Annotated in this window: 14 protein-coding genes and 3 tRNA genes; 10 read left to right on the top strand and 7 right to left on the bottom strand. The window is 71.7% G+C overall.

Annotated features, from left to right (window positions below; all coding sequences use genetic code 11):
• Nucleotides 1–26: 26 nt before the first annotated feature.
• Nucleotides 27–99, bottom strand: a tRNA-Val gene (locus WML84_RS02830).
• A gap of 190 nt (nucleotides 100–289) precedes the next feature.
• Here WML84_RS02830 and aceE point away from each other — a divergent pair.
• From aceE to WML84_RS02800, 6 genes are all read left to right on the top strand, one after another.
• Complete coding sequence (gene aceE / locus WML84_RS02825) at nucleotides 290–3,016, top strand: pyruvate dehydrogenase (acetyl-transferring), homodimeric type (RefSeq protein ID WP_347344631.1); 2,727 nt, start codon at nucleotides 290–292, stop codon at nucleotides 3,014–3,016.
• An 8-nt stretch (nucleotides 3,017–3,024) separates the two neighbouring features.
• Complete coding sequence (locus WML84_RS02820) at nucleotides 3,025–4,236, top strand: helix-turn-helix domain-containing protein (RefSeq protein ID WP_347344630.1); 1,212 nt, start codon at nucleotides 3,025–3,027, stop codon at nucleotides 4,234–4,236.
• A gap of 112 nt (nucleotides 4,237–4,348) precedes the next feature.
• Nucleotides 4,349–5,266, top strand: a complete 918-nt coding sequence (locus WML84_RS02815) for an ACP S-malonyltransferase (protein WP_347344629.1) — start codon at nucleotides 4,349–4,351, stop codon at nucleotides 5,264–5,266.
• Nucleotides 5,263–6,264, top strand: a complete 1,002-nt coding sequence (locus WML84_RS02810; protein ID WP_347344628.1) for a beta-ketoacyl-ACP synthase III — start codon at nucleotides 5,263–5,265, stop codon at nucleotides 6,262–6,264. Before WML84_RS02815 ends, WML84_RS02810 begins: the two co-directional genes overlap by 4 nt.
• Nucleotides 6,265–6,345: 81 nt before the next feature.
• Complete coding sequence (locus WML84_RS02805) at nucleotides 6,346–6,594, top strand: acyl carrier protein (protein ID WP_347344627.1); 249 nt, start codon at nucleotides 6,346–6,348, stop codon at nucleotides 6,592–6,594.
• 84 nt (nucleotides 6,595–6,678) lie between these two features.
• Nucleotides 6,679–7,917: a beta-ketoacyl-[acyl-carrier-protein] synthase family protein gene (locus WML84_RS02800; RefSeq protein WP_347344626.1), complete on the top strand. Its 1,239-nt coding sequence runs from the start codon at nucleotides 6,679–6,681 to the stop codon at nucleotides 7,915–7,917.
• A gap of 159 nt (nucleotides 7,918–8,076) precedes the next feature.
• Here WML84_RS02800 and WML84_RS02795 read toward each other — a convergent pair whose 3' ends face one another.
• Entirely contained in the window at nucleotides 8,077–8,580 is a 504-nt protein-coding gene (locus WML84_RS02795; RefSeq protein ID WP_347344625.1) for a DUF3145 domain-containing protein, read from the bottom strand.
• 299 nt (nucleotides 8,581–8,879) lie between these two features.
• Here WML84_RS02795 and WML84_RS02790 point away from each other — a divergent pair.
• A tRNA-Ile gene (locus tag WML84_RS02790) sits at nucleotides 8,880–8,953 on the top strand.
• Nucleotides 8,954–9,290: 337 nt separating this feature from the next.
• On the opposite strand, the gene WML84_RS02785 is transcribed toward WML84_RS02790, so the two are convergent.
• On the bottom strand, nucleotides 9,291–10,391 hold the full coding sequence (locus tag WML84_RS02785) for a DMT family transporter (protein ID WP_347344624.1): 1,101 nt from the start codon (nucleotides 10,389–10,391) through the stop codon (nucleotides 9,291–9,293).
• Nucleotides 10,392–10,433: 42 nt separating this feature from the next.
• Between WML84_RS02785 and def the strand changes: the two genes are divergently transcribed.
• Nucleotides 10,434–11,000 carry a peptide deformylase gene (gene def / locus WML84_RS02780; RefSeq protein WP_347344623.1) on the top strand — a complete coding sequence of 189 codons (567 nt, stop codon included), beginning with the start codon at nucleotides 10,434–10,436 and terminating at the stop codon, nucleotides 10,998–11,000.
• A 71-nt stretch (nucleotides 11,001–11,071) separates the two neighbouring features.
• Nucleotides 11,072–11,144, top strand: a tRNA-Asn gene (locus WML84_RS02775).
• Nucleotides 11,145–11,192: 48 nt separating this feature from the next.
• Here WML84_RS02775 and WML84_RS02770 read toward each other — a convergent pair.
• From WML84_RS02770 to dusB, 4 genes are all read right to left on the bottom strand, one after another.
• On the bottom strand, nucleotides 11,193–11,963 hold the full coding sequence (locus WML84_RS02770) for an ATP-binding cassette domain-containing protein (RefSeq protein WP_347344622.1): 771 nt from the start codon (nucleotides 11,961–11,963) through the stop codon (nucleotides 11,193–11,195).
• A 214-nt stretch (nucleotides 11,964–12,177) separates the two neighbouring features.
• Complete coding sequence (dnaG, locus tag WML84_RS02765; RefSeq protein ID WP_347344621.1) at nucleotides 12,178–14,259, bottom strand: DNA primase; 2,082 nt, start codon at nucleotides 14,257–14,259, stop codon at nucleotides 12,178–12,180.
• Nucleotides 14,259–15,587 carry a deoxyguanosinetriphosphate triphosphohydrolase gene (locus WML84_RS02760; protein WP_347344620.1) on the bottom strand — a complete coding sequence of 443 codons (1,329 nt, stop codon included), beginning with the start codon at nucleotides 15,585–15,587 and terminating at the stop codon, nucleotides 14,259–14,261. Before WML84_RS02760 ends, dnaG begins: the two co-directional genes overlap by 1 nt.
• On the bottom strand, nucleotides 15,577–16,743 hold the full coding sequence (gene dusB / locus WML84_RS02755) for a tRNA dihydrouridine synthase DusB (protein ID WP_347344619.1): 1,167 nt from the start codon (nucleotides 16,741–16,743) through the stop codon (nucleotides 15,577–15,579). The genes WML84_RS02760 and dusB overlap by 11 nt, the downstream gene beginning before the upstream one ends.
• 58 nt (nucleotides 16,744–16,801) lie before the next feature.
• On the opposite strand from dusB, the gene WML84_RS02750 reads away from it, so the two are divergent.
• The gene (locus WML84_RS02750) at nucleotides 16,802–17,302 is read left to right on the top strand and encodes a glutathione peroxidase (RefSeq protein ID WP_347344618.1); all 501 of its coding nucleotides are present in this window, start codon (nucleotides 16,802–16,804) and stop codon (nucleotides 17,300–17,302) included.
• Nucleotides 17,303–17,305: the final 3 nt, after the last annotated feature.

Below are 17,305 nucleotides of genomic sequence, written 5' to 3'. Positions count from 1 at the left end.
GAGCTCGTCATTGGTGCCCTGTGGCGTGGGCCCTGCCGGGATCGAACCGACGACCTACTGGGTGTAAACCAGTTGCTCTACCAGCTGAGCTAAAGGCCCGCCCGACCAGTCTAGGAGCAGCGGGATCCCGGCGAATCCCGCACGCGAAACGCTTCTGCTGCGCCGACGCTGTGCCGGCGTCACATGGTGTGAGTAGGCTGACTCCCGACGGCTTGTGCGGTGTCGACAAGACATGCACGATCGCCGTGGTGATCCCCCGGCACGATCTGCCCAACGAGAAAGGCCTCCCGTGACTGTCAACGATCAGGATCCGTACTCCCAGGAAGCCCTCGACAGCGATCCGGAAGAGACAGCCGAGTGGCAGGAGTCGCTCTCGCAGCTCGTCGAGGCGAAGGGCCACGGACGCGGTCGTGAGGTCATGCTGAGCCTCCTGAAGTCCTCGAAGGACCTGCATCTCGGCGTCCCGATGGTGCCGACCACCGACTACATCAACACCATCGCGCCCGAGAACGAGCCGGAGTTCCCCGGCGACGAGGAGATCGAGCGCCGCTACCGCGCCTGGATCCGCTGGAACGCGGCGATGACCGTGCACCGCGCGCAGCGCCCCGGCATCGGCGTCGGCGGGCACATCTCCACCTACGCGTCGTCGGCCTCGCTGTACGAGGTCGGCTTCAACCACTTCTTCAAGGGCTACGACAACCCGGCCGGCCCCGACCAGATCTTCGTGCAGGGCCACGCGTCGCCCGGCATCTACGCCCGCGCCTTCCTCGAGGGGCGCCTCACCGAGGCGCAGCTCGACGGCTTCCGCCAGGAGAAGTCGCAGGCGCCCAACGCGATCCCCTCGTACCCGCACCCGCGCCTCATGCAGGACTTCTGGCAGTTCCCGACGGTGTCGATGGGCATCGGGCCGATCAACGCGATCTACCAGGCGCAGACCAACAAGTACCTGACCAACCGCGGCATCAAGGACGTCTCCGGCAGCCACGTGTGGGCGTTCCTCGGCGACGGCGAGATGGACGAGGTCGAGAGCCGCGGGCAGCTCCAGGTGGCCGCCAACGACGGGCTCGACAACCTCACCTTCGTGATCAACTGCAACCTGCAGCGCCTCGACGGCCCGGTGCGCGGCAACGGCAAGATCATCCAGGAGCTCGAGAGCTTCTTCCGCGGCGCGGGCTGGAACGTCATCAAGGTCATCTGGGGCCGCAAGTGGGACGAGCTCCTCGCGCGCGACACCCAGGGCGCCCTGCGCGACGTCATGAACCGCACGCCCGACGGCGACTACCAGACCTACAAGACCGAGGACGGCAAGTTCGTCCGCGACAACTTCTTCGGCAAGGACCCGCGCGCCCTCGAGCTCGTCAAGGACTACACCGACGACCAGGTCTGGGGCCTCAAGCGCGGCGGCCACGACTACCGCAAGGTCTACGCGGCGTTCAAGGCCGCGGTCGAGCACAAGGGCCAGCCGACGGTCATCCTCGCGAAGACCATCAAGGGCTACGGCCTCGGCTCGCACTTCGAGGGCCGCAACGCGACCCACCAGATGAAGAAGATGACGCTGGAGGATCTCAAGCACTTCCGCGACGAGATCCACATCCCGATCTCCGACGCGCAGCTCGAGGCGAACCCCTACCTGCCGCCGTACTACAACCCCGGCCCGCAGGACGAGACGATCCAGTACATGCTCGAGCGCCGCCGCGCGCTGGGCGGCTTCCTGCCCGAGCGCCGTGCGACCCACGTCGACCTGAACCTCCCCGGCGACTCGGCGTACGCGATCGCCAAGAAGGGATCGGGCACGCAGGCGGTCGCCACGACCATGGCGTTCGTGCGCATCCTCAAGGACCTGCTGCGGGTCAAGGACTTCGGCAACCGCATCGTGCCGGTCATCCCCGACGAGGCGCGCACCTTCGGCGTCGACGCGTTCTTCCCGACGGCGAAGATCTACAACCCCAAGGGACAGCACTACACGTCGGTCGACCGCGACCTGCTGCTGGCCTACAAGGAGAGCCCGCAGGGCCAGATCGTCCACGTCGGCATCAACGAGGCCGGTGCCGTCGCGGCGTTCACGTCGGCCGGCACGTCCTACTCGACGCACGGCGAGCCGCTCATCCCGGTCTACATCTTCTACTCGATGTTCGGGTTCCAGCGCACCGGCGACGCGCAGTGGGCCGCCGGCGACCAGATGGCGCGCGGCTTCATCATGGGCGCCACGGCCGGTCGCACCACGCTCACCGGCGAGGGACTCCAGCACGCCGACGGCCACTCGCCGCTGCTCGCGTCGACCAACCCGGCGACGGTGTCGTACGACCCGGCCTACGGCTACGAGATCGCGCACATCGTGCGCAGCGGCATCGAGCGCATGTACGGCGGCAACCACCCCGACCCGAACGTCATGTACTACATCACGATCTACAACGAGCCGATCGTGCAGCCGGCCGAGCCGGCCGACGTCGACGTGGACGGCATCGTCCGCGGCATCCACCGCGTCTCGACCGGCGAGGGCTCCGGGCCGCGCGCCCAGCTCCTCGCGTCGGGCGTCGGCGTGCCGTGGGCGCTCGAGGCGCAGCAGCTGCTGCGCGACGACTGGGGCGTGACCGCCGACGTCTGGTCGGTCACCAGCTGGACGGAGCTGCGCCGCGACGGCCTCGCCGCCGACGAGCACAACTTCCTCCACCCGCTGGAGGAGCCGCACACCGCCTACGTCACGCAGAAGCTGAACGACTCGGAAGGCCCCGTGGTCGCCGTGAGCGACTACATGCACGCCGTGCAGGACCAGATCCGTCCGTGGGTGCCGCGCCGGTACGCGACGCTCGGCGCCGACGGCTTCGGCTTCTCCGACACGCGTGCCGCCGCCCGCCGGTTCTTCAAGATCGACGGCCCGTCCGTCGTCGTCCGCACCCTCCAGGCGCTCGCCGACGAGGGCAAGGTCGACCGCGCGCTGTCGGCGCAGGCCATCGAGAAGTACCGACTGCACGACGTCACGGCCGGCAGCTCCGGCAACGCGGGCGGGGACAGCTGACGCCGTCGATGCCTGGACGCCTCTCGCCCAAGGAGAAGGCGGATACGCTCGCATGGCTCCGGCGTATCTCGGGTGATCTCGCGACGGCGACAATCAAGCGGCTCGAGGAGTCGCTGCCCTGGTACGCCGAGATGCCGCCGGCCCGACGGTCCGCCGTCGGGCTGGTGGCGCAGGCCGGCATCTCGTCGTTCATCCAGTGGTACGAGGATCCGACGTCGACGCCCTGGATCGCCGCCGACATCTTCGCCGCCGCACCGCGCGAGCTGCTGCGCAGCGTCAGCCTGACCCAGACGCTCCAGCTCATCCGCGTCACCGTCGAGGTGACCGAGGAGCGCGTCGCGGGCCGCGACGCCGACCTGCGCGAGAGCATGCTGCGCTACTCGCGCGACGTCGCGTTCGCCGCCGCCGACGTCTACGCGCGCGCGGCGGAGGCGCGCGGGCTGTGGGATGCCCGGCTCGAGGCCCTCGTGGTCGACTCGATCCTCACCGGCGAGGCCGACGAGGAGCTCCCCAGCCGCATCGCGGCGCTCGGCTGGCACGGCCGCGGCGAGGTGGCGGTGCTCGTGGGCACGACCCCCGTGCAGTTCGACGTCGACCAGCTGCGCCGCACGGCGCGAAAGATCGGCGTGGACGTCCTCATCGGCGTGCAGGGGTCGCGGCTCGTGGTCGTGATCGGCCGGGCGGATCTGCCGGGCCGCGACGACACGGCATCCGATCTGCCCTTCCCCGAGATCGCGCGGCGGCTGGAGCCCGGCTTCGGCGCGGGCCATCTCGTGCTCGGCCCCGCCGTGCCGGCGCTCGTCGACGCGGGGCAGAGCGCGCGCGCCGCGCTCGCCGGCTTCGCGGTCGCGAAGGCCTGGCGGCACGCGCCGCGGCCGGCCGAGGCCGACGACCTGCTGCCCGAGCGGGCGCTCGCGGGCGACCCGCTCGCCAAGACGACCCTCGTGGAGCGGATCTACCGCCCGCTGCAGGCGCACTCGGCCGACCTGGTCATGACCCTGTGGAGCTACCTCGACAACGGCCGCTCGCTCGAGGCGACCGCGCGCGAGCTGTTCGTGCACCCCAACACGGTGCGATACCGCCTCAAGCGCGTGTCGGAGCTGATCGGGTGGGATGCCACCGGCCCGCGCGAGGCGCTCATCCTCCAGACCGCGCTGATCATCGGCTCGATCGGCACCGAGGTCACCCGCCGGAGGGCGGCGTCGGCCCGCCGCATGTGACCGCCGGCACCGGCCGACCGGGCGGCGTGTCTGCACGCCACGCACAAAGACACGCCGTGATCTTGTCCTCTCATCGCCAGTTGACGTCGCCTCGGTCTGGGAGGATGAACGGGTGATCATCGCTGTCTTCCCTGGTCAGGGTTCGCAGACGCCCGGATTCCTCGCCCCCTGGCTGGAGCTCGACGGTGTCCGCGAGCGCCTCGAGGCCTATTCCGACGACGCCCGGGTCGACCTCGTCGCGGCGGGCACGGAATGGGACGCCGACCGCATCCGCGACACGCAGGTGGCGCAGCCGCTCATCGTCGCGGCGAGCCTGCTGTCGTGGGCGGCGCTCGGCGACGTCGCGCCCCTCCCGCCGGCCGTCGCCGGCCACTCCGTGGGCGAGCTGGCCGCCCTGGCGGCGGCGGGGGTCCTGAGCGACGCCGACGCGATGCGCCTGGTCGGCATCCGCGGACGCGCCATGGCCGATGCCGCCGCGACGGGCTCGACGGGCATGAGCGCCGTCCTGGGCGGCGTCGAGGACGCCGTGCTCGAACGTCTCGCGGCCCTCGACCTGACGCCGGCGAACTTCAACGGCGGCGGGCAGATCGTCGCCGCGGGGAGCCTCGAGTCCCTCGCCGCACTGGCCGCAGAGCCCCCGCGCGGCAGCCGCGTCATCCCGCTCAAGGTCGCCGGAGCCTTCCACACGCGCGTCATGGAGCCGGCGGTCGCGACGCTGCGCGCCGCGGCGGCCGAGGTCCAGGCATCCGTCCCCCGTGCCACGCTGTGGACCAACAGCGACGGCTCGATCGTCTCGGACGGCGATCGCGCCGTCGAGCTGCTCGTGGCCCAGGTGGCCTCGCCGGTGCGCTGGGACCTGTGCATGGCGTCGTTCCTCGAGCACGGCGTCACCGGCATCATCGAGCTCTCGCCCGCGGGCGCGCTCGTGGGCCTGGCCAAGCGCGGCCTGCGGGGCGTCCCCGCCGTCGCCGTCAAGACACCCGACGACCTCGCGGCGGCGGCCGCCCTGCTGACAGGAGGTGAGGCGTGACTGCCACGCTCAAGCAATCGACCGGACCCGCCTACACGCGGATCTACGGATACGGCGCCGCGCGCGGCGAGAACGCGGTCCCGAACGACGATCTCGTCGGCCCGATCGACTCCAGCGACGAGTGGATCCGGCAGCGCACCGGGATCGTGACCCGCGTGCGGGCCGACAAGGGCACCGACGCGATCGACCTCGCGTCCGCCGCCGCCGCCGAGGCGGTGCAGCGCGCGGGCATCGACCCGGCGCAGGTGGATGCCGTCATCGTGGCGACCATCAGCAATCCCAAGCAGACCCCGTCGGTGTCGGCGATCGTCGCCGACCGGATCGGTGCGAACCCCGCCGCGGCCTACGACGTGAACGCGGCGTGCGCAGGCTTCGCGTACGCGGTGGCCCAGGCCGACGCGCTCATCCGCACCGGCGCCGCGCACTACGCGGTCGTCGTGGGCGCCGAGAAGCTCAGCGACATCGTCGACCCGACCGACCGCAGCATCTCGTTCCTCCTGGGCGACGGCGCCGGCGCGGCGGTCGTGGGTCCCAGCGACACGCCCGGCATCGGCCCGACGGTGTGGGGCTCGGACGGCTCCAAGGCCGACGCGGTCACGATGAACCACACCCTCACCGAGTTCCGCGACGGCGAGTCGCCGTGGCCGACGCTGCGCCAGGAAGGCCCGACGGTGTTCCGCTGGGCGGTGTGGGAGATGGCGAAGGTCGCGCGCAAGGCGCTCGACGCCGCCGGCGTCGAGCCCGAGGACCTCGCCGCGTTCGTGCCTCACCAGGCCAACATGCGCATCATCGACGAGTTCGCGAAGCAGCTGAAGCTTCCCGACACGGTCGTGGTCGCGCGCGACATCGAGACCACGGGCAACACGTCCGCGGCATCCATCCCGCTCGCCACCCACCGACTGCTCTCCGAGCACCCGGAGCTCTCCGGCGGCCTGGCCCTGCAGATCGGCTTCGGCGCGGGACTCGTGTTCGGCGCACAGGTGGTCGTCCTCCCGTGAGGGCGGACCACTCCCACTTAGACTGACAACCGGCCCAGCGGGCCCGGAATCCCCCGGACCCTGAACCAACAAGGAGACACCATGGCATTCAGCAACGACGAGGTCCTCGCCGGACTCGCCGAGCTCATCACCGACGAGACGGGCATCGCCGCCGAGGAGGTCGCGCTGGAGAAGTCCTTCACCGACGACCTCGACATCGACTCCATCTCGATGATGACGATCGTCGTCAACGCCGAGGAGAAGTTCGGCGTGACGATCCCCGACGAAGAGGTCAAGAACCTCAAGACCGTCGGCGACGCCGTCACCTTCATCACGTCCGCACAGGCGTAACTCCCGTTCGGTGGGGGCGCGAACCCACGCCCCCACCGGAGCACCCGCTCCCACCAGGAGCACACCTTCCCACCGGAGGAGCACATGAGCACTCAGCGAATCGTCGTCACCGGCATCGGTGCGTCGTCGCCGATCGGCGGCACCGCGCCCGACAGCTGGTCCGCGCTGCTGGCCGGGGCGTCCGGCGCGCGCACCCTCGAGTACGACTGGGTCGAGAAGTACCAGCTTCCGGTCACGTTCGCCGCGCAGGCGGCCGTCCGCCCCGACACGGTGCTCGCCCGCCCGGTCGCCAAGCGTCTCGACCCGTCGTCGCAGTTCGCCCTCGTGGCGGCGATGGAGGCGTGGGAGGATGCCGGCAGCCCCGAGGTCGACCCCGACCGTCTCGGTGTCGACTTCGCCACCGGCATCGGCGGTCTCTGGACGCTCCTCGACGCGTGGGACACCCTGCGCGAGAAGGGGCCTCGCCGCGTGCTGCCGATGACCGTGCCGATGCTCATGCCGAACGCGGCCGCGGGCAACCTCTCGCTGCACTTCGGCGCGCGCGCGTACGCGCGCACCGTCGCGAGCGCGTGCGCCTCCAGCACCGAGTCGATCGTCAACGCCGTCGAGCACCTGCGCGACGGCCTCGCCGACGTCGTGATCGCCGGCGGCACCGAGTCGGTGATCCACCCGATCACGATCTCGTCGTTCGCGTCGATGCAGGCGCTCTCCAAGCGCAACGACGACCCGGCCACGGCATCCCGCCCGGCGAGCATCGATCGCGACGGCTTCGTCATGGGCGAGGGCGCCGGGGTGCTGATCCTCGAGACCGAGGAGCACGCCAAGGCCCGCGGCGCCAAGATCTACGCGGCCGTGGTCGGCGGCGGCGTCACCGCCGACTCGTACCACATCACCGCCAACGATCCGGCGGGCACGGGCGCTGCGCGCGCGGTGCGTCTCGCGCTCGAGTCGGCGGGGGCCTCCCCCGACGACGTGACGCACATCAACGCGCACGCGACCTCGACCCCGGTCGGCGACCCCAACGAGTACGTCGCGCTGAAGACCGTCTTCGGCGACCGGATCGGCGACATCCCGGTGTCGGCGACCAAGGCGTCCACCGGTCATCTCCTCGGCGGCACCGGCGCGCTCGAGGCGATCTTCACGGTGCTGGCGCTCCAGAACCGCGTGGCGCCGCCCACCATCAACATCACCACGCAGGACCCGGAGGTGCCGTTCCGGCTCTCCGGCTCGCCCGAGCCGCTCGGCGCCGGCGACCAGCTGGCGATCAGCAACTCGTTCGGCTTCGGCGGCCACAACGCCGTCGCGGCCTTCGCGTCGGTCTGACGCGCGCAGAGAAGACGCCCCCGGGAAGCCTTCCGGGGGCGTCTTTCCGTATGTCAGGCGGCGCGCTACGCGGTCCCGGTGCCCGGGAGTCCCGTCACCGAGTCCGGTACTGGCGCCACGCGCCGCCTGAGGTCTGAGGTCATGTCGTGCTCGGAGCGGCTAGCCGACCTTGTGCAGCCACACCACGGGGGCGTCGTCGCTGGCGTGCCGGAACGGCTCCAGCTCGTCGTCCCACGCGGTGCCGAGGGCGACCTGGAGCTCGCGCTCGAGCTCGACGAGATCGCCGGCCGCGATCTCCATCGCATAGCGGATGCGGTCCTCGCCGATGACGACGTTGCCGACCGTGTCGGTCTGGGCGAAGTGGATGCCGAGACCCGGGGTGTGCATCCACCGCCCGCCGTCGCTGCGCGGCGTGGGGTCCTCGGTGACCTCGAAGCGCAGATGCTCCCAGCCGCGGATCGCCGTGGCCAGGGCAGCGCCGGTACCGGCTGGACCCTCCCAATAGAACTCCGCACGCCTGCTCCCCTCCAGAACCTGCTGATCGGTCCAGTCGAAGCTGACGGCGTGCCCGAGGGCACGGCCCACGGCCCACTCGAGATGCGGGCACAACGCGCGTGGCGCAGAGTGAATCAAGATCACCCCACGCGCCTGTGGTGTTGCCATCGTCTCTCCATTCATCAGGTGCGTCTTCCCCTACGACCTGATGCCCGAACGCGGCATATGCAGTTGTGAACCCTCATTATTACCGAACCCCGCGCCGATTCACAACAGTTCGACGAGATGCGTCGGATGCCGGCATCCACCCCGTCGGCTGCCCCGCCGAGGCACTCCTCCCCCGTCGGCTCACTGCGTCCCTGCACAGTGAGTCGACGACAACGCAGTGACTCGGCGTCCCGGGCGCACCGGGTCCGGACGGCGCCCCCAGGAGTGCGCACCCGCCGGTAGTAGGCTCGAAGGCGTACGGGGCGGTGGCCAAGCTGGTCAAGGCAGCGGGCTCATAACCCGACGATCGCGGGTTCAAGTCCCGCCCGCCCTACGCGATGAGGGATCGTCCGCAGGGCGGTCCCTCATCGCGTTGCGTGGGTGTCGCGCGGACCCGCTTCGGGTGGGCCCCTGCCCGCCGGAGGCTCCGCGTGCCGCGCAGCGGCGCGTGGAGTGGCGGGTAGGGACAAGTCCCGCCCGCCCTACGCGATGAGGGATCGTCCGCAGGGCGGTCCCTCATCGCGTTGCGTGGGTGTCGCGCGGACCCGCTTCGGGTGGGCCCCTGCCCGCCGGAGGCTCCGCGTGCCGCGCAGCGGCGCGTGGAGTGGCGGGTAGGGACAAGTCCCGCCCGCCCTACGCGAGAACGGCCTGCCCGCCGGGCGCCGGATGGCTCAGCGCGCGTCGTCGGGCGGCGCGGGCTTGCGATCGGGCAGCGGCGGATCCGGCCACACCTTGGCGACCGCCTCGTCGAAGCGGATGGCGCTCGTCCGGGGATGCGCCTCGTGGTCGTCGTCGCCGGAGTGCCGACTCCCCCGCGAGATCGGCAGCTCCTGGCTGTCGCTCACGATCTGGGGGTGATGCCGCGAGAGCTGGTAGACCCCGACCACGGCGATCGCGCCGGCGACCGTGAAGGCGAGGTACACCCACATCGGCGCGCCCTGCGCCTCGCCCAGGACCGCCAGTCCGATGACGACCGCGACGATGGGGTCGATGACCGTGAGCCCGGCGATCACGAGGTCGGGCGGGCCCGACGCGTAGGCGGTCTGCACGAAGTAGGCGCCGATGCCGGTGCCCGCGATGAGCGCGGCGACGCACGCCACGGTGAGCCACTCGAAGTCGCCCGTCTGGATGCGGCTGATGACGACCTTCGCGAGCGTCGCGACGAACCCGTAGACGATGCCCGCGCCCACGATGTAGAAGAGCGCCTGCATGCGGTGGCGCAGCCAGAACCATGCCGCGGCGAACACCATCATGACCCCGACGAGGATCAGGAGGATCGTGATGAGCTGGCGGTCGGAGACCGGCGTCTCGGTGGCGTAGAGCGCCGCGATCGTGACGAACAGGAAGATGCCGCCGATGCACAGCGCGATCGCCGTGATCGACCGGCCGGTGGGCTTGTGCCCGGAGATGCGGGCGTTCAGGAGCGTCGTGATGACGAGCGAGACCGCGCCGACGGGCTGCACGAGGATCAGCGGGGCGAACGAGAGCGCGCTGAGCTGGCAGACGATCGCCAGGCCCAGCATGAGCGTCCCGGCGACCCAGGACGGCCGCTTCAGCAGGTTGAACAGCTGCGCACCGGTCAGCCCGTTGCCCCCGTCGACCTGCGTGAGCCGCTCGACCTTCAGGACGCCCCGGTGCTGGTACTGCGCCCCGAACGACATGAACACGGCGCCGAGAAGCGCCAGCGGGATGCCGATCAGGATCGAGGGGTTGTCGAAGACGCCGACGAGCTCGTCGGCGACGTCGTTCAACGCCAAGCGCGGGGTGACCACCACTCGACACTAACCGGGCGGAGCGCTCGATAGGCTCAGGACGTGGCTGTTCTCCCCATTCGCATCATGGGCGACCCCGTTCTGCACGCGGTCGCCGCACCGGTCGCCGAGATCACCGACGAGGTGCGCACGCTCGTCGCCGACATGTTCGAGACGATGGATGCCGCACCCGGCGTGGGGCTCGCCGCCCCCCAGGTGGGCGTCGGCCTGCGCCTGTACACGTACTCGTACCAGGACGACGACGGCGCCCCGTGGCGCGGCGTGATCGTGAACCCGGAGCTGTGGATGCGTCCGCTCGATCCGGGCGCGCCCGACCCCGACGACGAGTCCGAGGGCTGCCTGTCGTTCCCCGGCGAGCGCTTCCCGCTGCGCCGGTCGGAGGAGGTCCTCGTGACGGGCTCCGACCTCGAGGGCGAGCGCGTCGAGATCCGGGTGAGCGGATGGCGCGCGCGGATCATGCAGCACGAGTTCGACCATCTCGACGGCATCCTGTACATCGACCGACTGTCGGACGCGGACTGGAAGACGGTGCAGCGGATCTCGCGCAAGCGCGGGTGGGGACGCCCGGGGCAGAGCTGGACGCCGGGAGTCGACGACCTCGAGGCGTGAGGCCGCGGGCGTCACGAGCACGCGTCGGGCTTTGCTAGCATGGTCTGGTTGCCCGCGAGGGTGACCATTGATCCTCGGTAGCTCAATTGGCAGAGCAATCGGCTGTTAACCGATAGGTTCTTGGTTCGAGTCCAAGCCGGGGAGCGAACGGCCCCGGGCTCCACCCCGGGGCCGTCTCTCGTTCCCGCCGGTTCAGGAGACGGCGCGCGCCGACTCGCCGGGGGTCCACAGCAGGCCGGACGTGCCGTGGCCGGCGGCGACCGTGAAGCCGGCGTTGAGCACGAGGACGTCGGCGTCGAGCTCTGCGACGGTCTCGGCGTCGTTCGTGACGACGAGGATCGACATGCCGCCCTCGTCGCGGCGGCGCAGCAGCGCGTCGCGGGCGGCGTGCCTGACCTCGATGTCGAGGTTCGCGTACGGCTCGTCGCCGATGAAGACGCGCGGCTCGAGCACCAGCGCGCGTGCCAGCGCGACGCGCTGCCGCATGCCCGCGCTGAGCTCGTACGGGTACTTCGCGGCGGCGCCGAGCGGCAGTTGCAGCTCGTCGAGGAGCGATGCGACGCGGAGCGCGAGCGCCCGCTGCCCCACGCGTCGGTCGCGGCTCGTGACGGGCGCGGTGATGGTCTCGGAGACGGTCAGACGCGGCGCGAGGAGTGCACCGGCGCCCTGCGGGACGTAGCCGGTCACGTAGGTCAGCTCGCGGTGCGCGCGGCCCGGTCGGCGCACGGGCAGGCCCTCGACGAAGGCGGATCCGCCGACCACGGCGAGCGACGGCTCGTCGGCGCCGGCGAGCACGGCCACGAGACTCGACTTCCCCGAGCCGGTGGCGCCCATGACCGCGAGCGCGCGTCCATGCGGCAGCTCGAAGGAGGCCCCGTCCACGACGCGCCGGTGAGCGCTCTGTCTCGCGATGGACAGGTCGACGCACCGGATGGCGACGTCGGGGGCGATGCGCCGGGCCATGCGTCTCATCCTGCCCGCTCCGGGCCGCCGACGCCACCGGCCCCGGTCCGCGCCCTGCTCCGCCGCCCCCGCCCCCCGGTCCGCCCCCCGGTCCGCCCCCCCGGTCCGCGAGAATGCACTGGTGCACCGAGAGCGCACGCTGAGCATGCGTTCTCGGTGCGCAGTTGCACTCTCGCGGTTCGTGGGGCGGGGGGTCGGGGCACGCGGGGCGGGGTCAGGCGTCGTCGGCGAGGGCACGGCGGCGCGCATCGAGGTCGCGCAGCTCGATGCGCACGGCCCGACCCTCGGGCGACTCCGGCGACAGCCGCTGCACGGCACCGAGCAGACGCGCCTTGTCGCGGTCCATCGCGCGCAGGCGCAGTCGACGCGCGAGATCCAACGTGGATGCCTGGGCGTCCTCGACCGTGCGGGCGGGGAAGATCGCGGTGAGGAGCTCGACGGTGAGCGAGCGGAACGGCTCGCGCGTCGCGTCCACGGCGGCGGCGGCCCAGCCGACGCGCGTGCGGTCGGGCTGGGCCACTACGGCCTCGCGCACGGCATCCAGGGCCGGATGATCCATCGACAGCGACAGCGCGAGGTCGAGGGGCTCCGCGGCCACCGCGTGGCCGTACTGCAGCACGCCCATGAGCGCGTCGCGCTCCAGGGCCACGTCCTTCGTCCGCGGCAGCGTGGCGAGCGTGACCCGCACCGGCGCCGCGGGCGCGTCGGGCAGGACGTCGTAGCCGTCGTCGTACGGCGGCTCGTCGTGGGGCGGCTCGTCGGGCGGCACGGCATCCGTCCATGGATCGGCGGATGCCGGACGGCCCGGGTGCGCGGCGTCCGGCCCGCGACGGCCGGGGCGGCCCGAGTCCGGGCCCGAGGTGCCCGGCCGGGAGGCGCCGCGCCCGGAGGCGCCGGGCCTCGCGGCGCCCGGTGCGCGATGGCCCTGCCGCACCGGGTCAGGCGCGGAGCGGCCGCCCCGCGGCGAATCCGACGCGAAGCGGGCCTGCCGCGTCGCGCGCTCGACCGCCGAGCCCACCTCGCCGAGGTCGAGCCCGAGCTTGCGCGCGAGCACGCGCGTGTAGCCGGAGCGCAGCGCCCGGTCGCCGATGCCGGCGACGATCGGTGCGGCCGCGTTCAGGGCGCCCACGCGGCCCTCGACCGTGTCGAGATCGAAGTCGCGGAGCCGCTGATCGATCACGAACTCGAACAGAGGGGCCTTCAGCTCCAGCATCGAGCGAACCGCGCTGTCTCCGTGGGCCAGCCGAAGGTCGCAGGGATCCAACCCGTCGGGACCGACGGCGACATAGCTCTGCGCGGTCGCGCCCTTCATCTCCGCGAATGCGCGCACCGCGGCGGTCTGCCCGGCGGCATCCGGATCGAACGTGAACACGACCTCGCCGGGCTTGTCGGTTCCCATGACCCGCTGCAGGAGCTTGATGTGCTCCGAGCCGAACGAGGTGCCGCAGGTCGCGACCGCCGTCGTGATGCCGGCCAGGTGGCACGCCATGACGTCGGTGTACCCCTCCACCACGACGACGCGGTGCGAGCGTGAGATCTCCTTCTTCGCGAGGTCGAGCCCGTACAGCACCTGCGCCTTCTTGTAGACCGGCGTCTCGGGGGTGTTGAGGTACTTCGGCCCCTTGTCGTCGTCGTACAGGCGGCGCGCGCCGAAGCCGATCGTCTGCCCGGTGACGTCGCGGATCGGCCACACGAGGCGGCCGCGGAACCGGTCGTACGGTCCCCGCTGGCCCGCCGAGACCAGCCCCGCGGCCAGCAGCTCCTCGTCGGTGAAGCCCTCGGCGTGGAGCGCGGTGATCAGCCCCGACCAGCCGCGCGGCGCGTAGCCGACGCCGAAGTGCGCTGCGGCTCCCGCGTCGAACCCCCGCTCGCCGAGGAAGCGGCGGCCGGCGTCGGCATCAGGCGTGGCCAGCTGCGCACGGAACCACGTCGCGGCCGCCGTGTTCGCGGCGTACAGGCGCGTGCGTCCGCTCGTCTCGGGGGCCGCTCCCCCGTCCTCGTAGTGCAGCGTGTAGCCGATGCGGGCCGCGAGGCGCTCGACGGCCTCGGTGAACGACAGGTGGTCCATCGCGCGCAGGAACGAGTACACGTCGCCCGACTCGCCGCATCCGAAGCAGTGGTAGTAGCCCACCTGCGGCCGCACGTTGAAGCTCGGGCTCCGCTCGTCGTGGAACGGGCACAGGCCCTTCAGCGCCCCGACCCCGGCGGACTTGAGGGCCACGCGCTCGCCGATGATGTCGGCGATGTTCGTGCGCGCCTTGACCTCGTCGACGTCGGCCTGCCGGATGCGGGGCATCAGCCGTTCCCCACCGCGTCCTGGTGCCGCGGCGACCAGATCCCGACGGATGCCGCGTCCACCTCGCCCACGAGCCGCCCGTGCCACGCGAGCGCGGACTGGTCGGTGAGGCTCGCGACCTGGTCGACGACGACGCGGCGACGAGCGGCATCCGTCCCCGCGTCGGCGAAGTCGGGCGCGTGGCGCGCGTCGAGCGCGTCGGGATGCTCCCACAGCGCCGACGCGAGCCGCCTGAGCACGCGGCGCTGCTCCTTGTAGAGCGCCTTGCGTCCGTCGATCGACACGACGAACGCGCCGATGATGCCCTTCAGCACCGCCATCTCGGCCTCGATGACGCGCGGCACGACGACGTGGGCGCGGTAGCGGGTGAGGTCGGTGGCGGCGTACGACTCCTGCGTCGCGGCCGTCGCCGCACGCGCGAAGCGGCCGATCAGGTCGCTCGTGAGGTTCTTGAGGTGCGCGAGGTCGCCGCGCGTGCCGTGGAAGCCCTGGATCCACTCGGTCTGCGTCATGAGGCGGTACAGGGCGTCCTCGAGCTCCTCGCGCGCGAACCCGTAGCCGACCCACGTCTGGATCGCGGTGATGAGCGCGGTGTGCTCGTCGCGGGATGCCAGGCGCGCCGGATCCAGGTAGCCGTTCACGATCGCGTCCTCGAAGTCGTGCACCGAGTAGGCGATGTCGTCGGAGAGGTCCATGACCTCCGCCTCGATGCAGCGCACGCGCCCGGGCGCGCCCTCGCGCATCCAGTGGAACACCGGCTCGTCGTCGGCGTACACGCCGAACTTCAGCCGTCCACCAGGGTCGGCGAGCGGGTGCTCGGACGTCCACGGGTACTTGCACGTGGCGTCGAGGCTCGCGCGCGTGAGGTTCAGGCCGAAGCTCGTGTCGCCCTCGACGACCTTGGGCTCGAGGCGCGTGAGGATGCGGAGGCTCTGCGCGTTGCCCTCGAACCCGCCGATGTCGTCGGCCCAGTCGTTGAGCGCGCGCTCGCCGTTGTGGCCGAAGGGCGGATGCCCGAGGTCGTGGCTGAGGCACGCGGTGTCGACGATGTCGGGCGACAGCCGCAGCGCCGTGGCGAGCTCGCGGCCCACCTGCGCGACCTCGAGCGAATGGGTGAGGCGGTTGCGGGCGAAGTCTGCGGGGCTCGCGGGCGAGAGCACCTGGGTCTTGGCCGCGAGGCGGCGGAGCGCGGCGCTGTGCAGCACGCGGGCGCGGTCGCGCGCGAAGTCGTCGCGCTGCGAGCGGTGCCGTTCGCGATGGAAGCGCGCCGAGTCGTGGGCGTCGTAGCCGATCGGGGGCCCGATCGCGACGCCGGCCTCACCCGCCACTGTGGTCGAGCTCCGCGTCGGCGAGGTCTCCGGCCGCGCCCTCGGCGAGCTCGCGCGAGTCGAGCCAGCCCTGCGGCAGCGCCGGGCGCTTCGGGGTGCCGGCGCGGCCGCGCTGTCCCTCCGCGGCGGCGCCGGGGTACGGGGCGGTCAGGTCGAGCGTGGCGAGGAGGTCGTCGATCTCGGCGAGCGAGGAGACGGTGGCCAGGGCCGCGCGCGTGTCGCCGCCGACCGGGTATCCCTTGAAGTACCACGCGACGTGCTTGCGGATGTCGCGGCATCCGCGCCCCTCGTCTTCGAAGAACTCGACCAGGAGCTCTGCGTGGCGGCGGAACGCCGCGGCGACGAACCCGAGCGTCGCGTCGACGGGCTCGCCCGTGTCGGCGTCGGCCGGTCCCAGGGCGCGGGCGAGGTCGCCGAACAGCCAGGGCCGGCCGAGGCATCCGCGCCCCACGACGACGCCGTCGCAGCCCGTCTCGGCCATCATCCGCACGGCGTCGTCGGCCGACCAGATGTCGCCGTTGCCGAGCACCGGGATGCCCGTGACCGCATCTTTCAACCCCGCGATGGCGTCCCAGTCGGCGGTGCCGGAGTAGAACTCGGAGGCGGTGCGCGCGTGCAGCGCGACCGCGGCGGCGCCGGCGTCCTCGGCGATGCGCCCGGCGTCGAGGTAGGTGAGGTGGTCACCGTCGATGCCCTTGCGCATCTTGACCGTCAGCGGCACGTGCTCGGCGGCGCGCGCCGCGCGCATGACGATGTCGCGGAACAGGCCGGTCTTCCACGGGAGCGCAGCTCCCCCGCCCTTGCGGGTGACCTTCGGCACCGGGCAGCCGAAGTTGAGGTCGATGTGGTCGGCATGGTCTTCGGCGACGAGGATGCGGACGGCCGCCTCGACCGTCGCGGGATCGACGCCGTAGAGCTGGATCGAGCGCGGCGTCTCGGACTCGTGGTGGCGGATGAGGCGCATCGTGGTGGCGTTGCGCTCGACGAGCGCGCGCGTCGTGATCATCTCGCTGACGTAGAGGCCGGCGCCGTACTCGCGGCAGAGCCGGCGGAACGCCGTGTTGGTGATGCCGGCCATCGGCGCGAGCACGACGGGCGCGCCGAGCTCGATGGGGCCGATGCGGAGCGGCCGCACGGCGGTGGCGGTGAGAGTCACCCGACCATTCTCCCAGAACCCGAGCCGCGAAGCCGTGGACGGGCATAGCCTGGGGATCGTGACCGACAGCACTCCCGACCTGCGCTCCATCCCCTTCCGCACGCCCGACGGCTCGGAGACGACTCTCGCCGATCTCGGCGACGACCTCTTCCTCGTCGTGAACGTCGCGTCCCGTTGCGGCAACACGCCTCAGTACGAGCAGCTCGAGCAGCTGCAGCGCGCGTACGGCGAGCGCGGCCTGAAGGTGGTCGGCTTCCCGTGCAACCAGTTCATGGGCCAGGAGCCCGGCTCGATCGACGAGATCCTCGAGTACTGCTCCACGACGTGGGGCGTGACGTTCCCGGTGATGGACAAGGTCAAGGTCAACGGTCGCAACGCCGCTCCCCTCTACCAGGAGCTCAGGAAGACGACGGATGCCACCGGCAAGGCCGGCCGCGTGCAGTGGAACTTCGAGAAGTTCGTGCTGACGCCCTCGGGCGAGGTGCACCGCTTCCGGCCGCAGCTGAAGCCGGACGCCCCGGAGATCGTCTCGGTCATCGAGGGCAACCTCCCCCGCTGACCG

It is taken from the genome of Microbacterium sp. (genome assembly GCF_039812165.1).
Classification (GTDB): domain Bacteria; phylum Actinomycetota; class Actinomycetes; order Actinomycetales; family Microbacteriaceae; genus Microbacterium.
This window is presented reverse-complemented; position numbering and strand designations above follow the sequence as displayed.

Bases quoted from the DNA above. Each gene is read 5' to 3' on its own strand.
- dnaG (WP_347344621.1), bottom strand. From the start codon at position 14,259: ATGCCCCGCATCCGGCAGGCCGACGTCGACGAGGTCAAGGCGCGCACG.
- WML84_RS02820 (WP_347344630.1), top strand. From the start codon at position 3,025: ATGCCTGGACGCCTCTCGCCCAAGGAGAAGGCGGATACGCTCGCATGG.
- WML84_RS02800 (WP_347344626.1), top strand. From the start codon at position 6,679: ATGAGCACTCAGCGAATCGTCGTCACCGGCATCGGTGCGTCGTCGCCG.
- WML84_RS02770 (WP_347344622.1), bottom strand. From the start codon at position 11,963: ATGGCCCGGCGCATCGCCCCCGACGTCGCCATCCGGTGCGTCGACCTG.
- WML84_RS02805 (WP_347344627.1), top strand. From the start codon at position 6,346: ATGGCATTCAGCAACGACGAGGTCCTCGCCGGACTCGCCGAGCTCATC.
- WML84_RS02795 (WP_347344625.1), bottom strand. From the start codon at position 8,580: ATGGCAACACCACAGGCGCGTGGGGTGATCTTGATTCACTCTGCGCCA.